We start from the raw sequence: 19,690 nt of genomic DNA, 5'->3' as shown, positions 1-19,690 counted from the left end.
GAAGGATTTAGATTAAGTGTTTACACTTAGTTAGATTGTATTTGTTGTATTTAGTTTTTAGTACCCCCAGGGGAATTCGAATCCCCGTTACCTCCGTGAAAGGGAGGTGTCCTAGGCCTCTAGACGATGGGGGCATCAACCTCAGACCTTTTATAATTTAACGGGTTTTTCAGGTGATGTCAATAGGTTTAGAAAATAATTTTTTGGAGGCAGGTGGCAGGTGGCAGGAGTGAGACAGATAACAGCAGAAGAACGGGCGAAGATAAAGGGCAGGGGGCAGGAGGCAGGAGGGAGTAGTTTACTACTATGCCCCTTGTCACTAATGACTATGGACTATGGACTAATGACTAATGTTACAACTGTAGTAATGCGAACAACTAAGTATGAAAAAAGGTCTAAATTTAACAAGGCACAAACTGTCTAATGTTGTAACCTGTAAAGATAGTATTTACTTTCCTTTACAAATGATTTTGAAAGAAATCGCTCAAAATCTTAAACATGGAAGCATCATTTGAAGTCACCCTACAGATGGCGATCGCTGTTTTTGCAGGCATTGGCGCTCAGGTATTGGCGGCTTACTTGCGTTTACCCAGCATCGTCATATTGCTGTTGTTGGGCATTCTACTGGGTGGGGATGGGGTGGGTTTGTTACATCCCCAAGTGCTTGGCACAGGGTTGGAAGTGATTGTTGCTCTAGCAACGGCAATTATTCTGTTTGAGGGTGGATTAAATTTAGATTTACGGGAATTGGGTAAGGTTTCCCTCAGCCTGCAATTACTCGTTACCTTGGGAACGCTTATCACCCTCATTGGCGGCAGTATGGCGGCTCACTGGTTGGGTGAGTTTCCTTGGAATATTGCTTTTCTCTATGCTTCTATCGTTGTGGTCACAGGGCCTACGGTAGTCGGCCCCCTACTCAAGCAAATTAAGGTAGATCGGCAAGTGGCGACGCTCCTAGAAGGTGAGGGCGTTCTTATTGACCCAGTGGGGGCTATTTTAGCCTTCGTGGTGCTAGATACCATCGTTAACGGCGATGCAGACCCCGTAAACGCCATTGTCGGTCTAGTGATGCGTTTGGGGATTGGTGGGGCGATTGGTGCGGCTGGTGGCTATTTCATGAGTTTAATTTTCAAACGCGCCAATGTTCTGTCAACGGAGTTGAAAAACTTGGTGGTGTTGGCGGTGCTATGGAGTTTGTTTACTCTGGCGCAAATGATTCGTAGTGAATCGGGTGTGATGACAACGGTGGTTGCAGGAGCGGTATTTGCCAACTCCTCAGTCCCAGAGGAACGTTCTTTACGCAGTTTCAAAGGACAACTAACGATTCTCAGCGTTTCTGTTCTCTTCATCCTGTTAGCTGCTGATTTATCTATTGCCAGTGTGCTGGCTTTGGGTTGGGGTAGCTTATTTACTGTTTTGGTGTTAATGTTCGTTGTTCGTCCAGTTAATATCCTGTGTTGCACTTGGAAGAGTAACTTAAACTGGCGGCAGAAGTTATTTTTAAGCTGGGTTGCGCCTAGAGGGATTGTATCTGCCTCGGTTGCGTCTTTGTTTGCGATTTTGCTAACTCAACGTGGGATTAATGGTGGCGATTCTATCAAGGCTCTAGTTTTCCTGACAATCATCATGACGGTGGTTTGCCAAGGACTAACGGCTGGTTGGGTGGCAAAGTTCTTAGGGATCACTTCTGAGCAGGCAACAGGTGCGGTGATTGTGGGTTGTAATCCTTTGAGTCTGTTGATTGCTCGATTCTTTCAGGAACGGGGTGAAAATGTCGTCCTAATTGATACTGATCCCGACTGTCTAGCCCAAGCTGAAGCGCAAAATATCCGAGTGATTGCTAGCAGTGCTTTGGATGGTGAAGTATTGGATGAGGCGGGACTAGGCTCGATGGGAACCTTTGTAGCGATGACTAGTAATGGTGAGGTAAATTTTGTCTTGGCGCAAAGGGCTGCTGAGGAATTTAACCCGCCGCGTGTGTTAGCTGTGTTTCCTCGCGATCCGGCAAATGGTTCAGCTAATCATAAAGTAAGCCAAGCTTTTGTTTCTGACTTGCAAATCAAGACTTGGAATGAATATCTCAATGATGGCCGGGTGAAGTTAGGGACGACTACTCTGAGTGAATCTGACTTTGCTAGTCAGCAGGAGCATATTCAAGACAAGATTCGGAATGGGGTTTTGGTTCCGTTGTTAGTAGAAAGGGAAGAACGCTTACAGATTATCCCAGCAAATCAGGAGTGGGAAGTAGGCGATCGCATTATTTACCTGCTACATGATTCCAGACCGAATCTATTAAAACGCTTATCGGGTGCTAGTCAGTCTACACCTCTGGTTCTGGAAAAGTTACCAGAGGTGGAAGAAGTACCTTTAACAAAAGTGCCTCAACTTTCTACTAGCGATGCTTCTCTCAGTTGAATGGGTTCTTCTGTTACTTCTGCATACATTTGCCGTTCTTGCCACAATAAAGCCGCTAAATGTACCACGGCAAAAATTACGGCTGCAATGGAAATTAGATAATTGTGCAGTGTGTAGAGGTGCAGAACTGTCAGACTGCTAATAGCCCCACCGCCTGTAATGATTTCTCTCAAGAGTGTACCAACAAGGGGAATCGCTTCGATATTGCCCAATTCGATATTAAACCGCCAATATCCTTCTTGAGTCCAGTCTAAAATCATCGCCGTCCAATCTAGACCGATCGCGCTCAAGGTGAAGAAAATTCCACTTATCCAAGCAGTTAGCCAACTGTTACGGAATTGCCGTCCTAAGAACATGACGACAATCTGCACTAAAGCGATCGCAATCATGAAATTACCAGAAATATCATGCGCCCGATGGAACAACCAACCATAGGCTACTTCGTTATCGATCATTCTCAGTGATCTATACGCCCCGCCTGCTGTTGGTTCGTAATAAAACGATAATAAGATTCCTGTAGATATATAAATCAGACACAGGGAAAGAATTACAACCGATAATACCGTGGCGATTCGCCGCAAAATCCTATCAAACTGGGTGGTTTGCATATTTCACCCCTCCTATCGTTTGCTAGTATGTACTTTTATTAAATTTTAACTTAAGAAATATTAATATATTTGTATTTCTCATAAAAATAATTTAGTTTTTTAAAGGCATTAGTCATTAGTCCATAGTCATTAGTTTTTCTCCCCTGCTCCTTCACTCCTCAGTTCCTCAACTTAAATACTCCACCCAGTTTTTCAAAGCTTCTGGTGAACCGTACCAAATACCGGGGCTTCTGGGGGAATGTTTGACACCCTCAATAGTTAAATTCTCTGCGCCTGCTAGATGAGCTGATGTAATTGGTGTGATACCGTCGCCCCAAGTATTACCTATGCCGCAAGTTTGCTGATAACTGCTGTAAGCTAACCAACTACCGCGCCGCCTTTCACCATAGATGGTTTTCCCCGCTACGCAAACGTAACGCACATTTTTGTAAAAGGCTCCGGGGTAGTTGTTGTTGACAAAATCAAGATTCCAGCGTGTCCAGCGTTCTTGGCTGATGTGGGGTGTACCCAAGGTAATGAGAGTGGCAACTGATGAATGGGCATTCCAGAGAGATTGTAGCTTACCCGTTGCTGGATAAGGCTTTTCACCAAGATAGATACGCGAAATCCAACCGCCGGCAGAGTGACCAATTAAGTTAACTTGAGTAGCGTTATGTTCTTGTAAAGCTTGTTTGACGGTGTGGTTGAGTTGCTGTATAATGGGCGCGACGGTTCTACCACCAATTAAGGGAAACCAGTCCCGCCGTCTTAGAGGTACTGTAATTGTGGGAAAGCCTGATTTTGCTAATAATGCTGCTAGTTGCTGATAGGCGATCGCACTTTCTAGATATCCAGGGATGATAATGGTAGGTAATGGCATTTTGAGCGAGAATTTCTGGTGTTTGAGTAGTGGGAAAAAAGAGTTAAAGCAAAGCAGGCTACACTTTCCAGAAATTATATGTAGTAATATATCGCGGCTTGCCAAAAATTTATCAGAAATAAAAAACTATCGGCTAGGGTATCTTCTGCCAAGTATATACATTTAGATGGATGCGATGGCTCTAGTAGGTAACTACTTTATGTGTAAACTCGGATTGTGCAGATCCCTTGGCAATTTAATATTGTTGAGGTCAAACATAAAAAATTAACAAAGAGACGATTATCATCCGTTAAGTAGCTACGTAGACCGCTATCATTTTTAAAAGGGCGCATTTATTGCATTCGAGATAAAAATTTTTTCTGCTATTCAATTGCAACTGAGCTGAGTGAACGATAACTGTTATGTCTTACGTCTCCCTGCTAAAAAATATACCAGAAATATTAGTCCAGCCAACTGGGATAGCAGCAATAGCCTCTCTTGGTATCCACGGTGCTATTGCGTTGATTGTGCCATTGATGCCAGTAGATTCTAATAAATCTAATCAATCATCACAAAAATCTGTTGGCGTTTTACAACTTAGTCAAGCAGACCAAAGCCGTCTGCCACAAAGCCAAAATCCAAATCCAGTTGGTTTCCAAGCACAACTGCCTCTACAATCACAGTTTCCACAACAGCCACAACTGGGTAATTTACCTAACCTAAACGCTCAGTCAACCACCTTACCACCTTTACCTCCACCAATAACCCCACCAATCGCACTACCACCCGTTTACACAACACCTGGAAATTATAGAATTGCTTCTTTACCTCAAACTCAGCCTCTGCGGCAATTGAGTAGAAGGGATTTCCGATTTAATAACTCTTTTAAGGTCGATGGGGATAAATTAACACCAACAACTCCTCCTAGTTTTAATAATCAGGAAGTAATACCAGAAGCATCTAAGCCTCTGCCTGTAGACAAGTTACCAGAATTAAATGCGGCAAAACTTCCTAATGATTTACCGCCAAATCTTCCCAGCAATACAACTCCACCAGTAAGCGATATTAATAATGCAGCTACAGTAGCTCCAGAACAAAGTGAAGTAGCTCCTATCGCTCAAACTCCCAAAGTAGGAGATGATTTAGCTTTTGCTGGTGAGAGTGTTCCTAAATGGCAGCAAGGCTCTACACTCAGGACACCTGATTTACCTTTAGAAAATACTCAGCAAAGACCAGAATCAGGACTGATTGCTAAGATTAACTCCTACGAAGACCTACGTAAAGCGCTTCAGCAAGAATACCCAAATTCTCAAGAGAAAGCGGTTATTCGTAGCACAGTTGCTACAGATAAACCCGGCGTTGAGGGTACAGTTTTAGGTTTCTTGGTAGTTGATACAGAAGGCAAAGTTTTAGATATCAAATTCCAAGACAAAACGATTTCCCCTGAATTGCAATTAAAGACAAGGGAATATTTCACGAAAAATGCTCCCAAGGGAGACAAGCAAATCAGCCGTTATCCATTTAGCTTAAGTATCCGAGGGAACAGCAATGTAACGGGGGCGACGACGGAAGAAAAAACTCCTAACGTAGTAACTCCTAAACCAGTTTCTACTCAGTTGGGCAATGGCAATCAAAGTGTAAATGCTCCTAAACCTTTACCCCAACTACAACTGAGAGAAGCGACCCCCAGACCTTTACCCCAACTACAGCTAAGACAAACTACTCCTCAGCCCTCAACACAGCTACCACTAAGAAAAGTTCAGCCTACACAAACACCAAATGTTGAGGTTTCACCTGAGCCTGCAACTAACACAAATGAGCTATCTTCAACAACAGACTCTAGTAAAACACTTCTAGAAAAGTTGCGTGCAGCTAGACAACAACAGCAAAGGCAAGATTCTCAAGAAAAATAGGGAGTGATGAGAGGGGAGTGCTGTTAGCGGTGGCGGCGCGTTTAGCGCGTACTGAGTAGGAAGTAGGGAAAGTTATATCTCCCCCATCTCCCCTACCCCTCTTTCTCAGGGGTAGGCCAATCTTGCTCTGCTTTTTGAAAAACGTAGGCTGCAACTTCTAGAATTTCTTCGTTGGTTAGCTTGTCTTTAAAAGCAGGCATGGCATTTTTGCCGTATTGTACCTGGTGGATAATGGCCTGGATGGAACTTGTATCATAGTTCTCTAGGTACTTTGATAATGCTTCTTTTTTGAGGGTTTTTTCAGCTATAAGGATGTTTCCGCCACCTATATGGCAGGAAGCACAGTTGTTATCAAAAATTTTTGCTCCTGTGGGAAGTTCGGCGGCTAAAGCTGGATTAGTGAATATAAGTTTAAATATAGCGATCGCCAACAGTAATATTAATAAAATTATTCTCAAAGCATTTTCCTCTCAATCAGTCTCTAGGAACTGATGCCAGAAACACCAGAATTATCTATACCGCTATGGGTAGTCGATTCTGGAAATTAAGACTCTATGGAGAGTATATACTTTAATTTCTATGATTGATGATGGGGTGACAATTTACCCAAAATTTACGGTGACAAGTCCATTCCTGACTTCGCTACATGGCATTTGTCACTCTTGGCTGGATAGGACTCGTCACCATTATTAATGATGGGGTTTGGCTTTTGACTTAGCACAGAGCTAAGAAATTTCTAGCAGTTGACAATAAAACAGTGGTAACAGAAGGCTAGGAAACTTCCTCATGCCTACTGTTATTTTTAGCCTGCAACGGTGATTTTACCAATCATACCAGCGCCACGGTGAGGTTCACAGTAGAAAGTGTAGTCGCCTGCGGGTGCATCTGATGGAAAGGTGGTGGTTACATTTTGACCAGGACTCATTAACAACTGTTTGTGAGATAAAGACTTAGCTAAATCAGCACTCTTAGATGGGTTGAGAGCAGCATCAAACACAACATTATGTGGAGGAACTTTGTTATTTACAAATTCCACTGTGTCGCCTGCCTTGATTGTCAATTTTGCAGGTTCAAATACTAACAGACCTTTATCGCTACCTAGTTTGATTGTGTGTGTTTCTGCCGCAGCAGAGGGTGTAAACACAGCAAAGCTGCTAACAACTAAAAGAACGGTTAATACAGCTAGACTAAAGCGCCGCAAGCTTGCCGCAATAAATTTCATCACGTTCTCCTAACCAGTAGTTTTTATTTTTCCTATTTCATTTTAAATAAAATCAACACCAAATATGACAATCTGTCGTAGATCAGAAAAAAAAATTTTTTGCAAGCTATAAATCAAACAAAAATATTGGGCGATCGCTTGATAAACGCTTAATTTCGTGAAGCTGTGATTTTACAGGAAAAATGATAATCTTACACAATTTTTTAAAAAATTTTAGTTTTTCTTAATGTAATTTTTCTTAGTTTTGCTAAATTGCAGGAAGAATTAATAATATTAAAAACTGTCTGTACCCCACCCTGGAGCTTTTTGTGCGGCTGTCAGCACGAAAGCAGCTAAACTTTCCACTTGTTGTTGTGATACGGAACTGGGAGACAATTGACGACACCAATAGGTTTCTTGAGTACCGTCGTAGGTCATGGGTTGGCGCATGAAAGCTACCAGATTATCAAGCAAATCTCGACGAGGACTAGCCGCCTGGAGTTTTTCCAGAGATAGAGATACTTGAGGATCTGGCAAGGTCGCACCACCAACATGGCAATTGATACAGTTACTCTCGAAAAGTTTTTTACCTAAAGATAATTCTTGGGGTGAGAATAAACGCTGATTACCTTGTTCGTCAACATCCAGAGTGATTGGTTCAGTGATATGTAAGTATCTAACTATATAAGGGTCTATCGTGGCGGCGTTAGCTTGTAAATTACTGCTGCAATAGACCATCAAACAAATAGGTAAAATCAGCAACCGAGCGAAAAATTGACGTAGCATGATGAAGCTAACAACTGTATAAATCAGAAAAATCCTGAGTGCTGTGTTCTGAGTCCTGTATACTCTGGAAAATAAGATAATCAATAGATTCCATAGTCTCAGCACCCAGAACTCAGCACTTATACAAGATTACTGGCTTTAGTAGTAGATTTTACCGCCGCCCCACTTGTCGCCAAGAATTTTTGGCTGTAGGAGAATATGACCAGCGATCGCTTTTAGGTCATCATCGGTCAGATTTCTCATCTCTGTAAAAATATCTGCACTCTTGATGCTGGGGTGTAATTCGGAAATTTCCTCTTCACCGTCATAGGTAGTGGGATTCTTCATATAGTCCACCAAACCTTCAATATTGTTACGGTTGGGTGTAGCTAATGCCAGAGCTTCTGGTTCAAGTCCCACGTTCTGGTTAGTTTTGGTAACACCACCAGCATGACATTGAGCGCAAGCGTATTGAAATAAACGTTTGCCTTCTTTTACTTGTTTAAGGCTGAGAGTGATAGTTTCACCATCAGCATTTAGTGGTAATGTCCGGGTAGCTTCGTCCAGTTCCACAGCCGTTGCGCTACCAACAATCAACCCAAAAGTCAGTAAAAAGGTAGCCACAACAACGCCAATAAGTCTTCTAAACATGTTTCCCCTTAAAGTTTTTGACGCTCAACACAGCTAATTAAACAAGACTCAATCTCAATCGAGACAACACTATTACTACAGCGTCCCTGTAGCTTGTTGGCTATCTCTGCGATGGCAAACCTAGCCGCCAGAGGCAATGACTAGATTTGTACACCACACAATGTTTGTTAACTGACATATAGAGATAAAAGTCGCTGTAATACCAATATCATGTTAGGAGTGCAATTTGTCGCCTAAATATTGGGGAGTGGGGAGTAGGGAGTGGGGGAGATGAGGGAGATGAGGGAGTGGGGGAGGAGAGGAGAAGAACTAATGACTAATGACTATGGACTAATGACTAATCACCACAATTAATTAATTAAGCCTAAGATAAATAATAAGAGCTAAGTTTAAGTAGCTTATTCTGGATAGCGAGTATAGCTACTTATCAAGGTATTGGCAAGTGTTGTTTATGGGCGGAAAAATTATTGCCAATTGAGCAAAAGAACGCTTCAGAAATTAGTTGTGACTGATGAACAAAGGAAATAGACATGAAAATAGCATTCGCTACAAGTGACAGGATAAATGTCAATGCTCACTTTGGCTGGGCGCAGGAAATTGATGTTTATGAAATTTCAGAGAGTGGTTATGAATTTCTCGAAACTCTCTCCTTTAATCAAGAAGTTTCTCAGCCTACTGAAGATACAACGCAAAAAGAAAGTGGGTGCAAACACGGGAAGAGTGATTGTAAAAAAGCGAAAAAGGAAGAAGCTGTAAAACCGAAAGCCAAAGATGGCGAAAGTAATGATAAAGTGGCTCAAAAGATAGCGGCTTTATCTGACTGTACAATTGTGTATGTAGCTTCAATCGGTGGTACTGCTGCTGCTAAGTTGATTAAAAAAGGTGTAATGCCAGTTAAACCCCGTTCAGACAAGGAGGATATTACTTATCTTTTGAATAAGCTCTTACAAACTTTAAAAGATAATCCTCCACCTTGGTTACGTAAGGCTCTACAACAAGATCGGGAAGAAGTTGTTGTATAATCTTTGTAATGGTTTTATTTGTGCTTGATATTGGTTAGAAATCGATAAACGTAGATGGGATTTTTCGCTTCACTTTCCATCTACGCTTTTCTTTTAATTAATTAAGACGCGAACCAACACACAGTGTTACAGAGATAAAAGCTCTCTGTTATAGGATACATCAACTAAACAATTACTCTAGGTAGGACAATCATGCTCTTGACTGCGTTCATCACTCTAGGATTAGCTATATTTTTTGTAGCGATTAGCCTTAAAATGACTAATCAACTATGGCAAGTAGTTTTGCTATTGGTAGGTTTCTTTTGGTTATGCTGTAGCCTGAAATTTTCATTTATTCCCATTGAAGTGATATTGGTGATCGCTTTGTTGATGACTAGAAAATTAACAGGTAAGTATTCTAGTTAATAAATGAGTACTTTCAAACTTTGCGCTATACTCTTGCCAAAACCCTTAATTTTTGGTGGCGAAAGTACTGAACTAACCCAGGATACTGTTGAGATACTCTGGGGTGAGGCTATTGTGCCATTTCCAGAGGCGGTGCATAGTGTAGGTGAAGGTGTATAGTAAGGTGGCTTTGTTGGTGTAAGTCCAAGCATTCCAATTGAGTGTACCCATCATGCGGCGGAGGGTACGGATGAGGTTGTTGCGTTGATAGGTTTGGGAACGGGTTTTGATGAGAGTGTTTGTTACTCGTATTAGTCCAGTATCGGGGTAAGCCCAAACTCCAAAGCCCCAAAATTTGGTCATGTGGTTGATTTCGTCTTTAGTTAGTTCTTCGAGAACTTCTTGGAGTGCGCCTGTTGTATGAGCCATTAGCCACAGGTAAAGGCAGGTTGCACTGTATTCTGTGGCTACGCGGTGTAAGCCGTGGCGATATAAGTCTTCATGAGGATCATCTGTAGGTAGGTAGCCTCTGACAACGCGGTGTTTGGGGGTAATTTTTTCACCCGTTAGTTGGGTGTAAATTTTGATTAACGCGGGTGTGTGTTGACGTTCTTCTTTCTCCCACAAACCAATTTCTTGAAGTTCGTCATTTTTACTAACTATTCCACCAACAAACCGCGCCATCTGCGGATGTAATTTCTCTAAATACTGGCGACTGGTTTGGGTGTAATCACGAATGGGTGCTTCTGTGTCCATTGCACCTATTAAGATAGATAAAAATATTTCTGGTTCTATACCAATAATTTGATTGCGGTTAATGGCTTGCCAATCAATAGGCTGCCAAGGACGAGCTTGAGGATTAGTAAATTGTATCAGTAAATCTTGCAGGCGGTCATGTAGTTTTTCAGTAGCAAGATAGTTATCTATTAGGGAACGAAGCCGACGCTTTGTTTGCCAATAGTTAGTCTGGGAGTAGTTTTGTGCTGTCGATGCTTCTCTCTGTAAGCTGGTGGTATGAAGCATAATTTTTATACTATGATTTATACCTCATAGCCTAAGCGATCGCACTTTAGTTTGTCAGTCGGTTGAAGTCGGCAGTTTTGTCTGATGTGCGCGTCTATACATCTACAACCCAAATCTAAATATATTCCTAATATGACTTAAATAAAAGGCGAATAAGTAACAAAATTAATATATGAGATACTATTTTGACAGCAATGTGAAACCAGAAGTTATCAATAGAGTTGTTGCTGTAACCAGTATTTTGAGATTAGTGAAATGTTGTCGCTATTTTTTGATATGGTCGTGTAATTGTCGTTGACGGAAATCATTTACTGTGTGAGCTATTGGGTATCAGATAAGCTAGCTTATTTAAAATCGATATATGCTAATTCTTTTAACATTTTCTCAAAATCACCTTGAATTATTCTCATGTAAAGATGTTGATACGGTTTTGAAGAGAATCGATAATTCTCATAATATTTGGTTGCGCTGTATTAACTTCCGCGATCGCACTGGAACTGCCAAAATTGTCAACTACTTTCAACTCGATCCATCTCGTACCGATATGATTTTCAACCGTTCCATTATAGGAGTTGATGAAGATATTGAAGATTGTTTATTTGATGGTTATGAAATTTTAACTCATCAAATAAAAAACCGAGAGTTTCAAGTGGCTCGTGGCAGTATTGTATTGGGTAGAAACTTTATTATAACGTTTGAAATCATAGAAATAAAAGTTTTAACTATATTAATCAATAATATTCAAAAGCGAATTATAGATATTCAGGAATGGGGAGTTGATTACATCCTATATTTAATTTTTAAAGATATTCTGAATAATTACCATACTATATTTGATTATATTTCTCGACAACTAGATGATTTAGAAGATGAAGTTTTAGCTAATTCTGCTGATGAGACAACTTATCATAAAATTGCTGCCATGAGGCAATCCACTCGTTCTGGTCGGCGTAATTTTCAAAATATCAAGTCTCTTGTAGCTCGGATGAACTATGAAGATTTTCAATGGATTAGTCAGCCAGTAAAGGCATTATTTAATCAAGAATTAGTTTATAAAGTTGATAATCTCTGGCAAGAATATCAAGCTTTGAGAGCTTGGATGTCAGAGTTAATGGAAATTCAACGTGATAATATTGCTAGTAAAACTAGTGAGCGTATTAATCGTTTAACTATCCTTTCAAGTATATTTTTACCAATCACTTTTATTACTGGTTTTTATGGAATGAATTTTCAACATATGCCAGAACTAGAACAACCTTGGGCTTATCCGGCTGTGATTGTGATTATCTTATTAATTGTGTTTGGTAGTATTACGTTTGCTAAACAACAGCGATGGTTATAGCTGTGAGGTCAAACAATTTTGGATTTTAGATTTTAGATTTTGGATTGACCGTACTAATTTTAGATTTTAAATTTTGAATTTTGGATTATTTTTGGTTCAAGCCCTGCCCCTGGTGGGCGGAACAAATCGCGCTGCTTCGTCAATCCAAAATCTCCAAGCTGCACCCACAAGGGGATGCAGTCAATCCAAAATCGTCAATCCAAAATCTAAAATTGTTTGACCCCATAGCGAAATGGGGGGCTTGTACCATCAAGGAACTATTGGTCACAAAAGTAGGGAAAAAAGTCGGATTTACAAAATCTTATCTGAAAATTGGCATAGAGGAATTGTAGATTAATTTATAGTTCTCAAATTTTACTACCCTCATCGTTACATCATGGACGCTGAAGCAGCATTAGCATGGTTAGATACCATAATTCCTGCTCAGACCGGGGAACGGTTGAGCGATTTGCAAAAAGTTATTCTTCAGCAGGTTTGGTTGGGTAGAAAATACTTGGATATTGCCCATGCTTATGGTTGTACGGAAGGACACGCTAAGGATGTTGGGTCACAGTTATGGAAGTTGCTGTCTGAGGTACTGCGGGAGAAAATTACTAAAAATAATTGTCGAGCCACTTTAGAACGGATTCTCAGGAAAACTACGGCTATTTCAGTCCTGATTGATTACCCAAAATTGGCTCAATCTTTCCCTAGCAAACCAGAGGATAGCAATTTTTTGGGTAGAGAAGATGCGATCGCACACCTGAATACGTTAGTAAATCAAGGGTCGAAGGTGATTGTTATCCAAGGTGAGGGGGGTTTAGGTAAAACTACTCTGGCGCAGCAATATCTTCATCAAGGTTTTGAATTAGTTTTAGAACTGTTGATGGCGAAGGAAACCCAGAACATCACCTCGGCGGAACGGGTAGTAGAGGAATGGCTAAAACAAGACTTTGGTGAAGAACCAGGGGTAGAGTTTGGGGTAACATTGGGAAGACTCAAGCGCCAACTACATAATCGGCGGATTGGGGTATTAATTGACAATCTTGAACCAGCTTTAGACCAACAAGGAAAGATAATTCTGTCACACCGCAGTTATGTAGAATTGTTGCGGGTTTTGGCTGATGCGAGGGTGCAATCTGTAACGCTAATTACCAGCCGCGATCGCTTGTGTGAACCTGGGTTAAATGTACATCATTATCGGCTGCCGGGTTTGGATCAAAAGGCATGGCTGAGGTATTTTAGCGATCGTGGGGTCACTATCAATTTATCTGCACTGCAACAGATACATCGTACCTACGGCGGTAATGCCAAGGCAATGGGTATTCTCTGCGGTGCGATGCAAGAGGACTTTGGCGGTGATATGTCGTTATATTGGCAAGAAAATCACGCTGATCCTTTAGCCGCAACGGATTTAAAAAATTTAGCAGTCAGTCAAATTAACCGACTGCAAACCCTTGACCCACAAGCTTATGGCCTGCTTTGTCGTTTGGGTTGCTATCGTTATCAAGATATAGCCACTATCCCTTCGTCTGCACTGCTTTGTTTATTGTGGGATGTTCCGCCTGCTGAACATCGTCAAGTTATCGCTTCCCTGAAAAACCGCTCTTTGGTAGAGTGCTATCAAGGCGAATATTGGCTGCATCCAGTGATTCGTGCTGAGGCGATCGCTCGTTTACGCAATAGTGATGAGTGGGAAATTGCTAACCATAAAGCAGCAGAGTTCTGGACAGCTAGTGTTCCTAAAATTGCAACATTTAAAGATGCTTTGCAAGCTTTAGAAGCATATTATCACTATATAGAAATTCATGAATTTGAGTTAGCGGGTAAGGTTATTCTCAAAAGTCGTCATAATCAATGGCAACAGTTTTTACCCCTTGGGAGTACATTGTATCGTATGGGGTTAATTCAGCCAATTCTCACTGCGATTAATCAAGTTGTTAATAATATTGAGCAAGACCAAAACATTATCGAATTATATAATATTTTGGGTGATTTGTATTGGATAACTGGGGATATTGGTCAGGCGATCGCTTGCCAAGAAAGGACTATTACTCAGGCAACCCAGGCACTTAAATCACTCGTACCTCAGCCAGAGAATAAACATAAAGTCTATTATCTCAGAATGTTAGAGGTAGATTCACTTCTAAGTATTGGTTTGTACAAAATAGATTTGTGGGAACTAGAAACAGCTACAAAGTTATTTCAAGAAGTAATTTATCTGGCACAAAATACAGACCATCATCGCTGGTCAGAAAAAGCTTCTGTATGTTTAGCTTTAACAAATTCATACTTAGGTTTCTGTGACGCTTCCTATACGTTGGCAGATATAGCATATCAAAATATTCAAAACGAGAAACTAGTCAAAAGTGGCAGCTTTGCCTATTTCATCCAAATATTAGGTCAAACTTATGTCAACTTGGGAGATTTCACTAAGGCAAAAGAAATGTTTCAACAAGCTTTGTCCTTTGCTGAGGAGAGTCATTATATGCAGGTTAAAGCTAAAACATTGAATGGTTTAGCAGAAATCATGCGTCAACAAGCAAATTATCAATTAGCTCTATATCATCAGACACAGGCAATAGATTTATTAGATAAAATAGGTGCTAAATGTGACTTAGCAGAAGCTTATTTCCAGTTAGGCTTGACTTATGAGAAGCTAGGAAATAATAATCAAGGTCAAAGATATTTTCAGCAAGCAATTCATTTATTTACAGAAATAAAAGCTCCAAGGCAAGTTGTCAAAATTTCTATAGCTATTGAGAGACTAAGTAAAAATTAAAATTAATAGCTATTAATAACAAAATTTACCAACCTTTAAGATTCATTTAATTACCTAGTTTAATGTTGAGGGAAATTGTAAGCTGGATTGTCAATTAAAAATTAAGTTTGAGTAATAAGCACGTATTATTCAACAAACTAACGAATAGCAACGTGAGTTTTTAATTGTAAAGAATTTTTGAGCTTTAGGATTTTCAGATATTGGCTGGAAATCCTAAAGCTCAAAAGAGTTGCCTGCCTCAATAATTTCAAATATTAAAGTAGAGTGCTAAATGAGCGAAGTAACGGTTAAAGAGATTGAATCTAATTCATTTCCCAAGGGAGATTATGTTTCACCAGGATTTTTTACTGTGCAACCAGATTTATGTTTTCCGAATATGGTTTTAGGAAATAGATATGATTCTTCTTGGCTTTACTTGCGGCGAAATATTCCTCATAATTTGTATGTAGATAAACGACTATCTTATGTTGGGTTCGTCAGCCGAGATGAAGCTCATATTCTCTACAACACAGCTTTAAAATTTTCTGGTAAAAAAGCTCTAGAAATAGGTTGTTGGATGGGTTGGTCTGCTTGTCATTTAGCTCTAGGAGGGGTAGAGCTAGATGTTATCGACCCTATGTTATCTGAACCATTATTTAACGAAAGTGTTACAGATTCATTACAGCGTGCGGGAGTAAAAGATTCAGTGAATCTTATTCCTGGATATAGCCCTCAAACTGTAGAAGAAATAGCTAATAATTTACAACGTAAATGGTCATTAATATTTATAGATGGTCATCACGAAGCACCAGCACCGCTCAATGATACGATTATTTGTGAACAACTCGCAGAAGACGATGCGCTAATTTTATTTCATGATTTAAGTTCGCCTGATGTTGGTCAAGGATTGGACTATTTGAGAGCTAAAGGTTGGCAGACAATGGTTTATCAAACTATGCAGATTATGGGTGTTGCATGGCGGGGAAATGTTGAGCCTGTAATACATCAACCAGATCATACAATTAACTGGCACTTGCCTCCACACTTACAGTCTTATACTGTGAGTGGTACAGTTCAATCTAAAAAAACAGATAAATTTACAGCAGTTCTCAAAGCAGTTCAACCATATACTTTATTCAGTGAAGCACAACTATTCTCAATGTATAGCCAAGCACAACAAGTATATGATTATATTTTTTGGCTACCAAAAATCTTAAAACAGAATTTCTCCAATAAGAAAACTTTTCATAGTTAAACAACAGGTATGATTGATGCTTAACTTGATGTGATAGCTCGTTAATCAACTCATTCAAAACATCAATTTCTGTCCTTGAGGTTTCCCTACAGTATTCCTCAAGGATTTTTAATACAGTACAATCAGTTTACGTTTAACAACTTCACACACAGCAGTTGCTTTTCGCAATAGTCCTTATTATACTGGTAATTGCACATCAAAATGTATAGTTATTAACGTTCATGTTTAAGTAAATTAGTTGCTTATTAGGATTATATTTCTTTAGTTACTTATAAGGCTTTGGATATCCATATTTGTATAAGAACATACTGGACAGATTAGCCTGCTACCTTTGGGGCTTGCTGGATGAATGTCATTTAGAAAACCCTGTTCCTCATACGTATGGTATAAGCAACACTCTTGGTAAAATGCTTGACGTATTGATGATGTCAACCGCCAAGCCACATGAGTTGCTTTATCTTTATAATTATGAGTCAATAATCTAGTCAGTAAACATTTATCAGAGCGACCTATATAAATTGGATAAAAACGGCTAAGACTGATATTTCCTAGTACATAAACACCAATCTTATCCTTTGGAATTAAACTCCGTAGGATGTTTGCCTCTATTTGATATGCTCTTTCCATTACTGATACTGATCATCAGCCAGCTTTTTAATATATTTCCTCAATTGAACGCCCCAATAGCTTCTAAGCTCTGTCATTACTTCATTAATTGTTGGATTATCTAGGTCAATCATACTTTCAGCTCGTCCATAAGCCATAAGTAGTAAATCAATAGCATATCTAATAACTAGAGCTGTAGATTGTGTATTTTCATCAACCGATTGCTCAAGTTCTTCTAGCTTGCTATAAATTTCACTAAAAAATGGATGTTCCTTATTAAAAGTAAGAACAATTTGACCACTACCTATATGATCTGTTTCCATAAACTCTGCACCTGCCATTGCTTTTGATTTAATTGATATTGGTAGGGGAGTGGGCCCAACAACTTTTTGGCGCAATACAGTTCTCTCATATTCAGGAATTTCGGGATCTTCAATAACTTCTCTTCGCTTCTCTTCCTTTTGTTCTGGGGATAAAACTTTTCCTGCCTGAACAGCAGGTTTAACAGTTTTTTCAACTTCTTTAACAATATCTTCTGCTGGTGTGTGAACGCCTTTTTCTTGAGCGTTCGCAGCATCGACTCTCTTCCAATATTCCTGAATTTCTTTCCTTAAATCAAGAACTTTTTTACTGAGTAAGTAGAACAAGGTGAAAAAACCAAAGTGTGTAAAGATAAGTAAATACATAAATGTGTCTACCAAGGTAACAGGGATATGGGCAGCCGTTTAAGGGTATTTCTGACTCCTAAGCAAGATAAAATTTTGTTCAACCTGAGAACGGCAGATGTACCCCAGAAAGTGAAAGACCGAGCCGAAGTGATCAGATTAAGCGCACATGGTTGGTACGTAGAGAAGATAGCAGATCACTTTGACTGGACTGCCCAAACAGTAAGAGAAGTTTTGCATAGATGGGAAAAACAAGGTCTAGAAGGACTGTGGGAGAAAGCAGGGCGGGGAGGAAAATCAAGGTGGGCAGAAGCTGACATGGCGTTCTTAGAAAAATGCTTGGAGCAAGAACCACGTACATATAATAGTGTTCAATTAGCCCAAAAATTAGAGCAAGAACGCTCCGTGAAATTGAGTCCTGACTGGTTAAGGCAGGTACTCAAAAAAAGGGGGTCATTTGGAAGCGAACTAGAAAAAGCCACAAAGGAAAGCAAGACAAAGTATTGCAGCAAATCAAACAGGCAGACTTAGAGATGTTGGAATTATCTGCTGCTGCTGGAGAAATCGATTTAAAGTATATGGATGAATCAGGGTTTTGTGCCTGGAGTGAACCCAGTTACAGTTACTACTTCCGAGGTCAGCAAAAACGCCTGGAGCAGAGTAAGCGTCGGGGTCGAAGGTTAAGTATTATTGGGTTTCTTCAACCCCTAATTAGTTTTGTGTACGGTCTAGTGATTGGTGGCGTTTCACGCAAATCCTATATTCAAATGATGGAGCTTGAAGCACTTGAAGCCCAAAAAGCAGGTCGTATCAGAGTCATCGTTCAGGACAACGGCCCGATACATCGGTGCAAAGAAGTTCAGCAATTATGGACAAAGTGGGAAGAGATGGGTTTGTACATCTTCTTTTTACCTAAATATTGCTCAGAGATGAATCCAATTGAATTGGAGTGGCAACACCTGAAAAAAAATGAACTAGCTTCTCAAAGTTTTGAGGATGAATTAGACCTTGCCTATGCTGTCATTGATGGAGTTCAAAATAGAGGAGAAAAGGGAAACTACAGTACGCAACGTGTAAAATTTAACTCTTATTCTTCTGCTTAATTCTTTGTTACATACTTATAAATTTTCTCCACGACTTACTTAGTCTTTTTATCGCTTCTCTGAGTTCAGGTATAGGGCGAGCGCCACGCTTAACATTTCTTACTTCCCAGCATTCATCTAACTCAGGCTCAAAATTAATTTCGCATCCCCACCATCTATCTATTTCAATCACACTAGGTAGCATTGGGTAAAAGTTACCAAATGCTACCTCTCTTCTATGTCGGAGAAGTGAAATACCTTCATTTTTATCAATTCTGCGTTCTACGGCGGGAAGTTCTCCACCGACAAAACGTCTGGGTCTTAAACTTTCTGGTAGCAGTGTTAAAGTAATTTCTATTTTAGAAGTTTTATTAGGATTACTTGGAACTGGCCACTCTAGAAAATGAGAAAATGCTTTCTTTGCTGGCTCATCATTTATAAATTTTGTACCTTTTGGATTGATATAAAGTGGATCATGAGCAATTATTTTCTCTTCATTTAAGTAAATTTCAACTTTATCCCATAAAAAATATCTATATGCACGTGATATCCACTCCTTAAGTTCATTCAAAAGTATTTCAGCACTAATCGGTCTTCCATTAGGATCGGTTGCTAGTCGATCACATTTATCCCATATAACCATTGTTCCAGGACTCTCATTTAGTAGAGAATCTAAGTGTTTATCTGGTTTCTTTGTAGTAGGATACGGTATTTCTGACTGGTCTTATGTAGCGATTTCATCTATGTCAATATAGGTTGAAAGAAAACTACTTGTAGATTTATTACGTGAAAAAATAGTAATTCGCTTACACTGAGAAATGGCGGCGAGAGTAGCTCCTACACCAAAACGACCAATACCTTCTCTATCGTTATATCTTGTCGAATAACCTAGCTGAAGACACCCATGAAGCACGTCTGCATTCATACCATAACCGTTATCGACAATAGCTACCTGTTGAATAACAGGTAACTTCTTTTTAGAGTTATGATTATCTCTTTCTATTGTTTTTGTAATTACACGTATTTTAGTTGCCTGTGCTTGAATCGCGTTATCAATTGGTTCACCAACAGCAGTTGAGAAATCGAAGCCAGAATCTCTCAAAGACTTATATGCTGTCGCTAGCTCTAATAAAGGCTTTCCTGATTGTGTATGCATAATTTTATATTCAAAAAAATATAG

19 protein-coding genes and 1 tRNA gene are annotated in these 19,690 nt (G+C 39.8%); 9 read left to right on the top strand and 11 right to left on the bottom strand.

Features of this window, described 5'->3' with window-relative positions; genetic code table 11:
- Positions 1-61 precede the first annotated feature (61 nt).
- A tRNA-Glu gene (locus tag NSMS1_RS29360) sits at positions 62-134 on the bottom strand.
- Positions 135-498: 364 nt separating this feature from the next.
- Here NSMS1_RS29360 and NSMS1_RS29355 point away from each other — a divergent pair.
- A complete protein-coding gene (locus NSMS1_RS29355) occupies positions 499-2,415 on the top strand; it encodes a cation:proton antiporter (RefSeq protein ID WP_224088437.1) in 1,917 nt (638 codons plus the stop codon).
- Here NSMS1_RS29355 and NSMS1_RS29350 read toward each other — a convergent pair.
- Together NSMS1_RS29350 and NSMS1_RS29345 are read right to left on the bottom strand one after the other, a co-directional pair.
- Positions 2,382-3,023: a cytochrome b N-terminal domain-containing protein gene (locus NSMS1_RS29350; RefSeq protein ID WP_224088428.1), complete on the bottom strand. Its 642-nt coding sequence runs from the start codon at positions 3,021-3,023 to the stop codon at positions 2,382-2,384. The two genes, NSMS1_RS29355 and NSMS1_RS29350, sit on opposite strands and share 34 nt — an antisense overlap.
- A 166-nt stretch (positions 3,024-3,189) precedes the next feature.
- Positions 3,190-3,882 (bottom strand): esterase/lipase family protein, encoded by a 693-nt coding sequence (locus NSMS1_RS29345; protein WP_224088426.1) that lies wholly within the window; start codon positions 3,880-3,882, stop codon positions 3,190-3,192.
- 401 nt (positions 3,883-4,283) lie between these two features.
- On the opposite strand from NSMS1_RS29345, the gene NSMS1_RS29340 reads away from it, so the two are divergent.
- Entirely contained in the window at positions 4,284-5,774 is a 1,491-nt protein-coding gene (locus NSMS1_RS29340) for a hypothetical protein (RefSeq protein ID WP_224088416.1), read from the top strand.
- 92 nt (positions 5,775-5,866) lie between these two features.
- Here the strand turns inward: NSMS1_RS29340 and petJ are convergent, their stop codons facing one another.
- The 4 genes from petJ to psbV all read right to left on the bottom strand — a co-directional run bounded on the left by petJ (position 5,867) and on the right by psbV (position 8,391).
- Positions 5,867-6,232 (bottom strand): cytochrome c6 PetJ, encoded by a 366-nt coding sequence (petJ, locus tag NSMS1_RS29335; RefSeq protein ID WP_224088413.1) that lies wholly within the window; start codon positions 6,230-6,232, stop codon positions 5,867-5,869.
- Between the two features lie 344 nt (positions 6,233-6,576).
- The gene (gene petE, locus NSMS1_RS29330; protein ID WP_224088412.1) at positions 6,577-6,996 is read right to left on the bottom strand and encodes a plastocyanin; all 420 of its coding nucleotides are present in this window, start codon (positions 6,994-6,996) and stop codon (positions 6,577-6,579) included.
- Between the two features lie 273 nt (positions 6,997-7,269).
- Complete coding sequence (gene psbV2, locus NSMS1_RS29325) at positions 7,270-7,761, bottom strand: photosystem II cytochrome PsbV2 (RefSeq protein WP_224088410.1); 492 nt, start codon at positions 7,759-7,761, stop codon at positions 7,270-7,272.
- A gap of 138 nt (positions 7,762-7,899) precedes the next feature.
- On the bottom strand, positions 7,900-8,391 hold the full coding sequence (psbV, locus tag NSMS1_RS29320; protein ID WP_224088407.1) for a photosystem II cytochrome c-550: 492 nt from the start codon (positions 8,389-8,391) through the stop codon (positions 7,900-7,902).
- Between the two features lie 530 nt (positions 8,392-8,921).
- On the opposite strand from psbV, the gene NSMS1_RS29315 reads away from it, so the two are divergent.
- Both NSMS1_RS29315 and NSMS1_RS29310 read left to right on the top strand, forming a co-directional pair.
- On the top strand, positions 8,922-9,413 hold the full coding sequence (locus NSMS1_RS29315) for a NifB/NifX family molybdenum-iron cluster-binding protein (RefSeq protein ID WP_224088405.1): 492 nt from the start codon (positions 8,922-8,924) through the stop codon (positions 9,411-9,413).
- 192 nt (positions 9,414-9,605) lie between these two features.
- A complete protein-coding gene (locus tag NSMS1_RS29310) occupies positions 9,606-9,818 on the top strand; it encodes a hypothetical protein (protein ID WP_224088403.1) in 213 nt (70 codons plus the stop codon).
- A 72-nt stretch (positions 9,819-9,890) separates the two neighbouring features.
- Here the strand turns inward: NSMS1_RS29310 and NSMS1_RS29305 are convergent, their stop codons facing one another.
- Positions 9,891-10,820, bottom strand: coding sequence for a ferritin-like domain-containing protein (locus NSMS1_RS29305; RefSeq protein ID WP_224088394.1), 930 nt, complete (start codon positions 10,818-10,820; stop codon positions 9,891-9,893).
- Positions 10,821-11,181: 361 nt separating this feature from the next.
- Here NSMS1_RS29305 and NSMS1_RS29300 point away from each other — a divergent pair, with 361 nt between their 5' ends.
- From NSMS1_RS29300 to NSMS1_RS29285, 4 genes are all read left to right on the top strand, one after another.
- Positions 11,182-12,162, top strand: coding sequence for a magnesium transporter CorA family protein (locus NSMS1_RS29300; RefSeq protein WP_224088385.1), 981 nt, complete (start codon positions 11,182-11,184; stop codon positions 12,160-12,162).
- Positions 12,163-12,242: 80 nt separating this feature from the next.
- Positions 12,243-12,494, top strand: a complete 252-nt coding sequence (locus tag NSMS1_RS29295; protein WP_224088383.1) for a hypothetical protein — start codon at positions 12,243-12,245, stop codon at positions 12,492-12,494.
- Between the two features lie 44 nt (positions 12,495-12,538).
- Positions 12,539-14,923, top strand: a complete 2,385-nt coding sequence (locus NSMS1_RS29290; protein WP_224088381.1) for a tetratricopeptide repeat protein — start codon at positions 12,539-12,541, stop codon at positions 14,921-14,923.
- A gap of 271 nt (positions 14,924-15,194) precedes the next feature.
- Positions 15,195-16,157 (top strand): class I SAM-dependent methyltransferase, encoded by a 963-nt coding sequence (locus NSMS1_RS29285; protein WP_224088379.1) that lies wholly within the window; start codon positions 15,195-15,197, stop codon positions 16,155-16,157.
- 626 nt (positions 16,158-16,783) lie between these two features.
- Here the strand turns inward: NSMS1_RS29285 and NSMS1_RS29280 are convergent.
- Positions 16,784-17,449, bottom strand: coding sequence for a hypothetical protein (locus NSMS1_RS29280; protein WP_224088377.1), 666 nt, complete (start codon positions 17,447-17,449; stop codon positions 16,784-16,786).
- A 27-nt stretch (positions 17,450-17,476) separates the two neighbouring features.
- Here NSMS1_RS29280 and NSMS1_RS29275 point away from each other — a divergent pair.
- Positions 17,477-18,531, top strand: a protein-coding gene (locus NSMS1_RS29275) for an IS630 family transposase (RefSeq protein ID WP_224085966.1) whose coding sequence is annotated in 2 segments (ribosomal slippage) — positions 17,477-17,869 and positions 17,872-18,531 — 1,053 coding nt in all. Because the reading frame shifts where the segments join, the coding sequence is not laid out codon by codon here.
- 7 nt (positions 18,532-18,538) lie between these two features.
- Here the strand turns inward: NSMS1_RS29275 and NSMS1_RS29270 are convergent.
- Both NSMS1_RS29270 and NSMS1_RS29265 read right to left on the bottom strand, forming a co-directional pair.
- Complete coding sequence (locus NSMS1_RS29270; protein ID WP_224088375.1) at positions 18,539-19,153, bottom strand: hypothetical protein; 615 nt, start codon at positions 19,151-19,153, stop codon at positions 18,539-18,541.
- An 81-nt stretch (positions 19,154-19,234) separates the two neighbouring features.
- On the bottom strand, positions 19,235-19,666 hold the full coding sequence (locus NSMS1_RS29265; RefSeq protein WP_224088373.1) for an ATP-binding protein: 432 nt from the start codon (positions 19,664-19,666) through the stop codon (positions 19,235-19,237).
- Positions 19,667-19,690 lie beyond the last annotated feature (24 nt).

The sequence above is a fragment of the Nostoc sp. MS1 genome, from assembly GCF_019976755.1.
In the GTDB taxonomy this organism is placed as follows: Bacteria; Cyanobacteriota; Cyanobacteriia; order Cyanobacteriales; family Nostocaceae; genus Trichormus.
The sequence above is the reverse complement of the archived record's forward strand: the minus strand, read 5'-3'. Positions and strand labels throughout refer to the sequence as shown.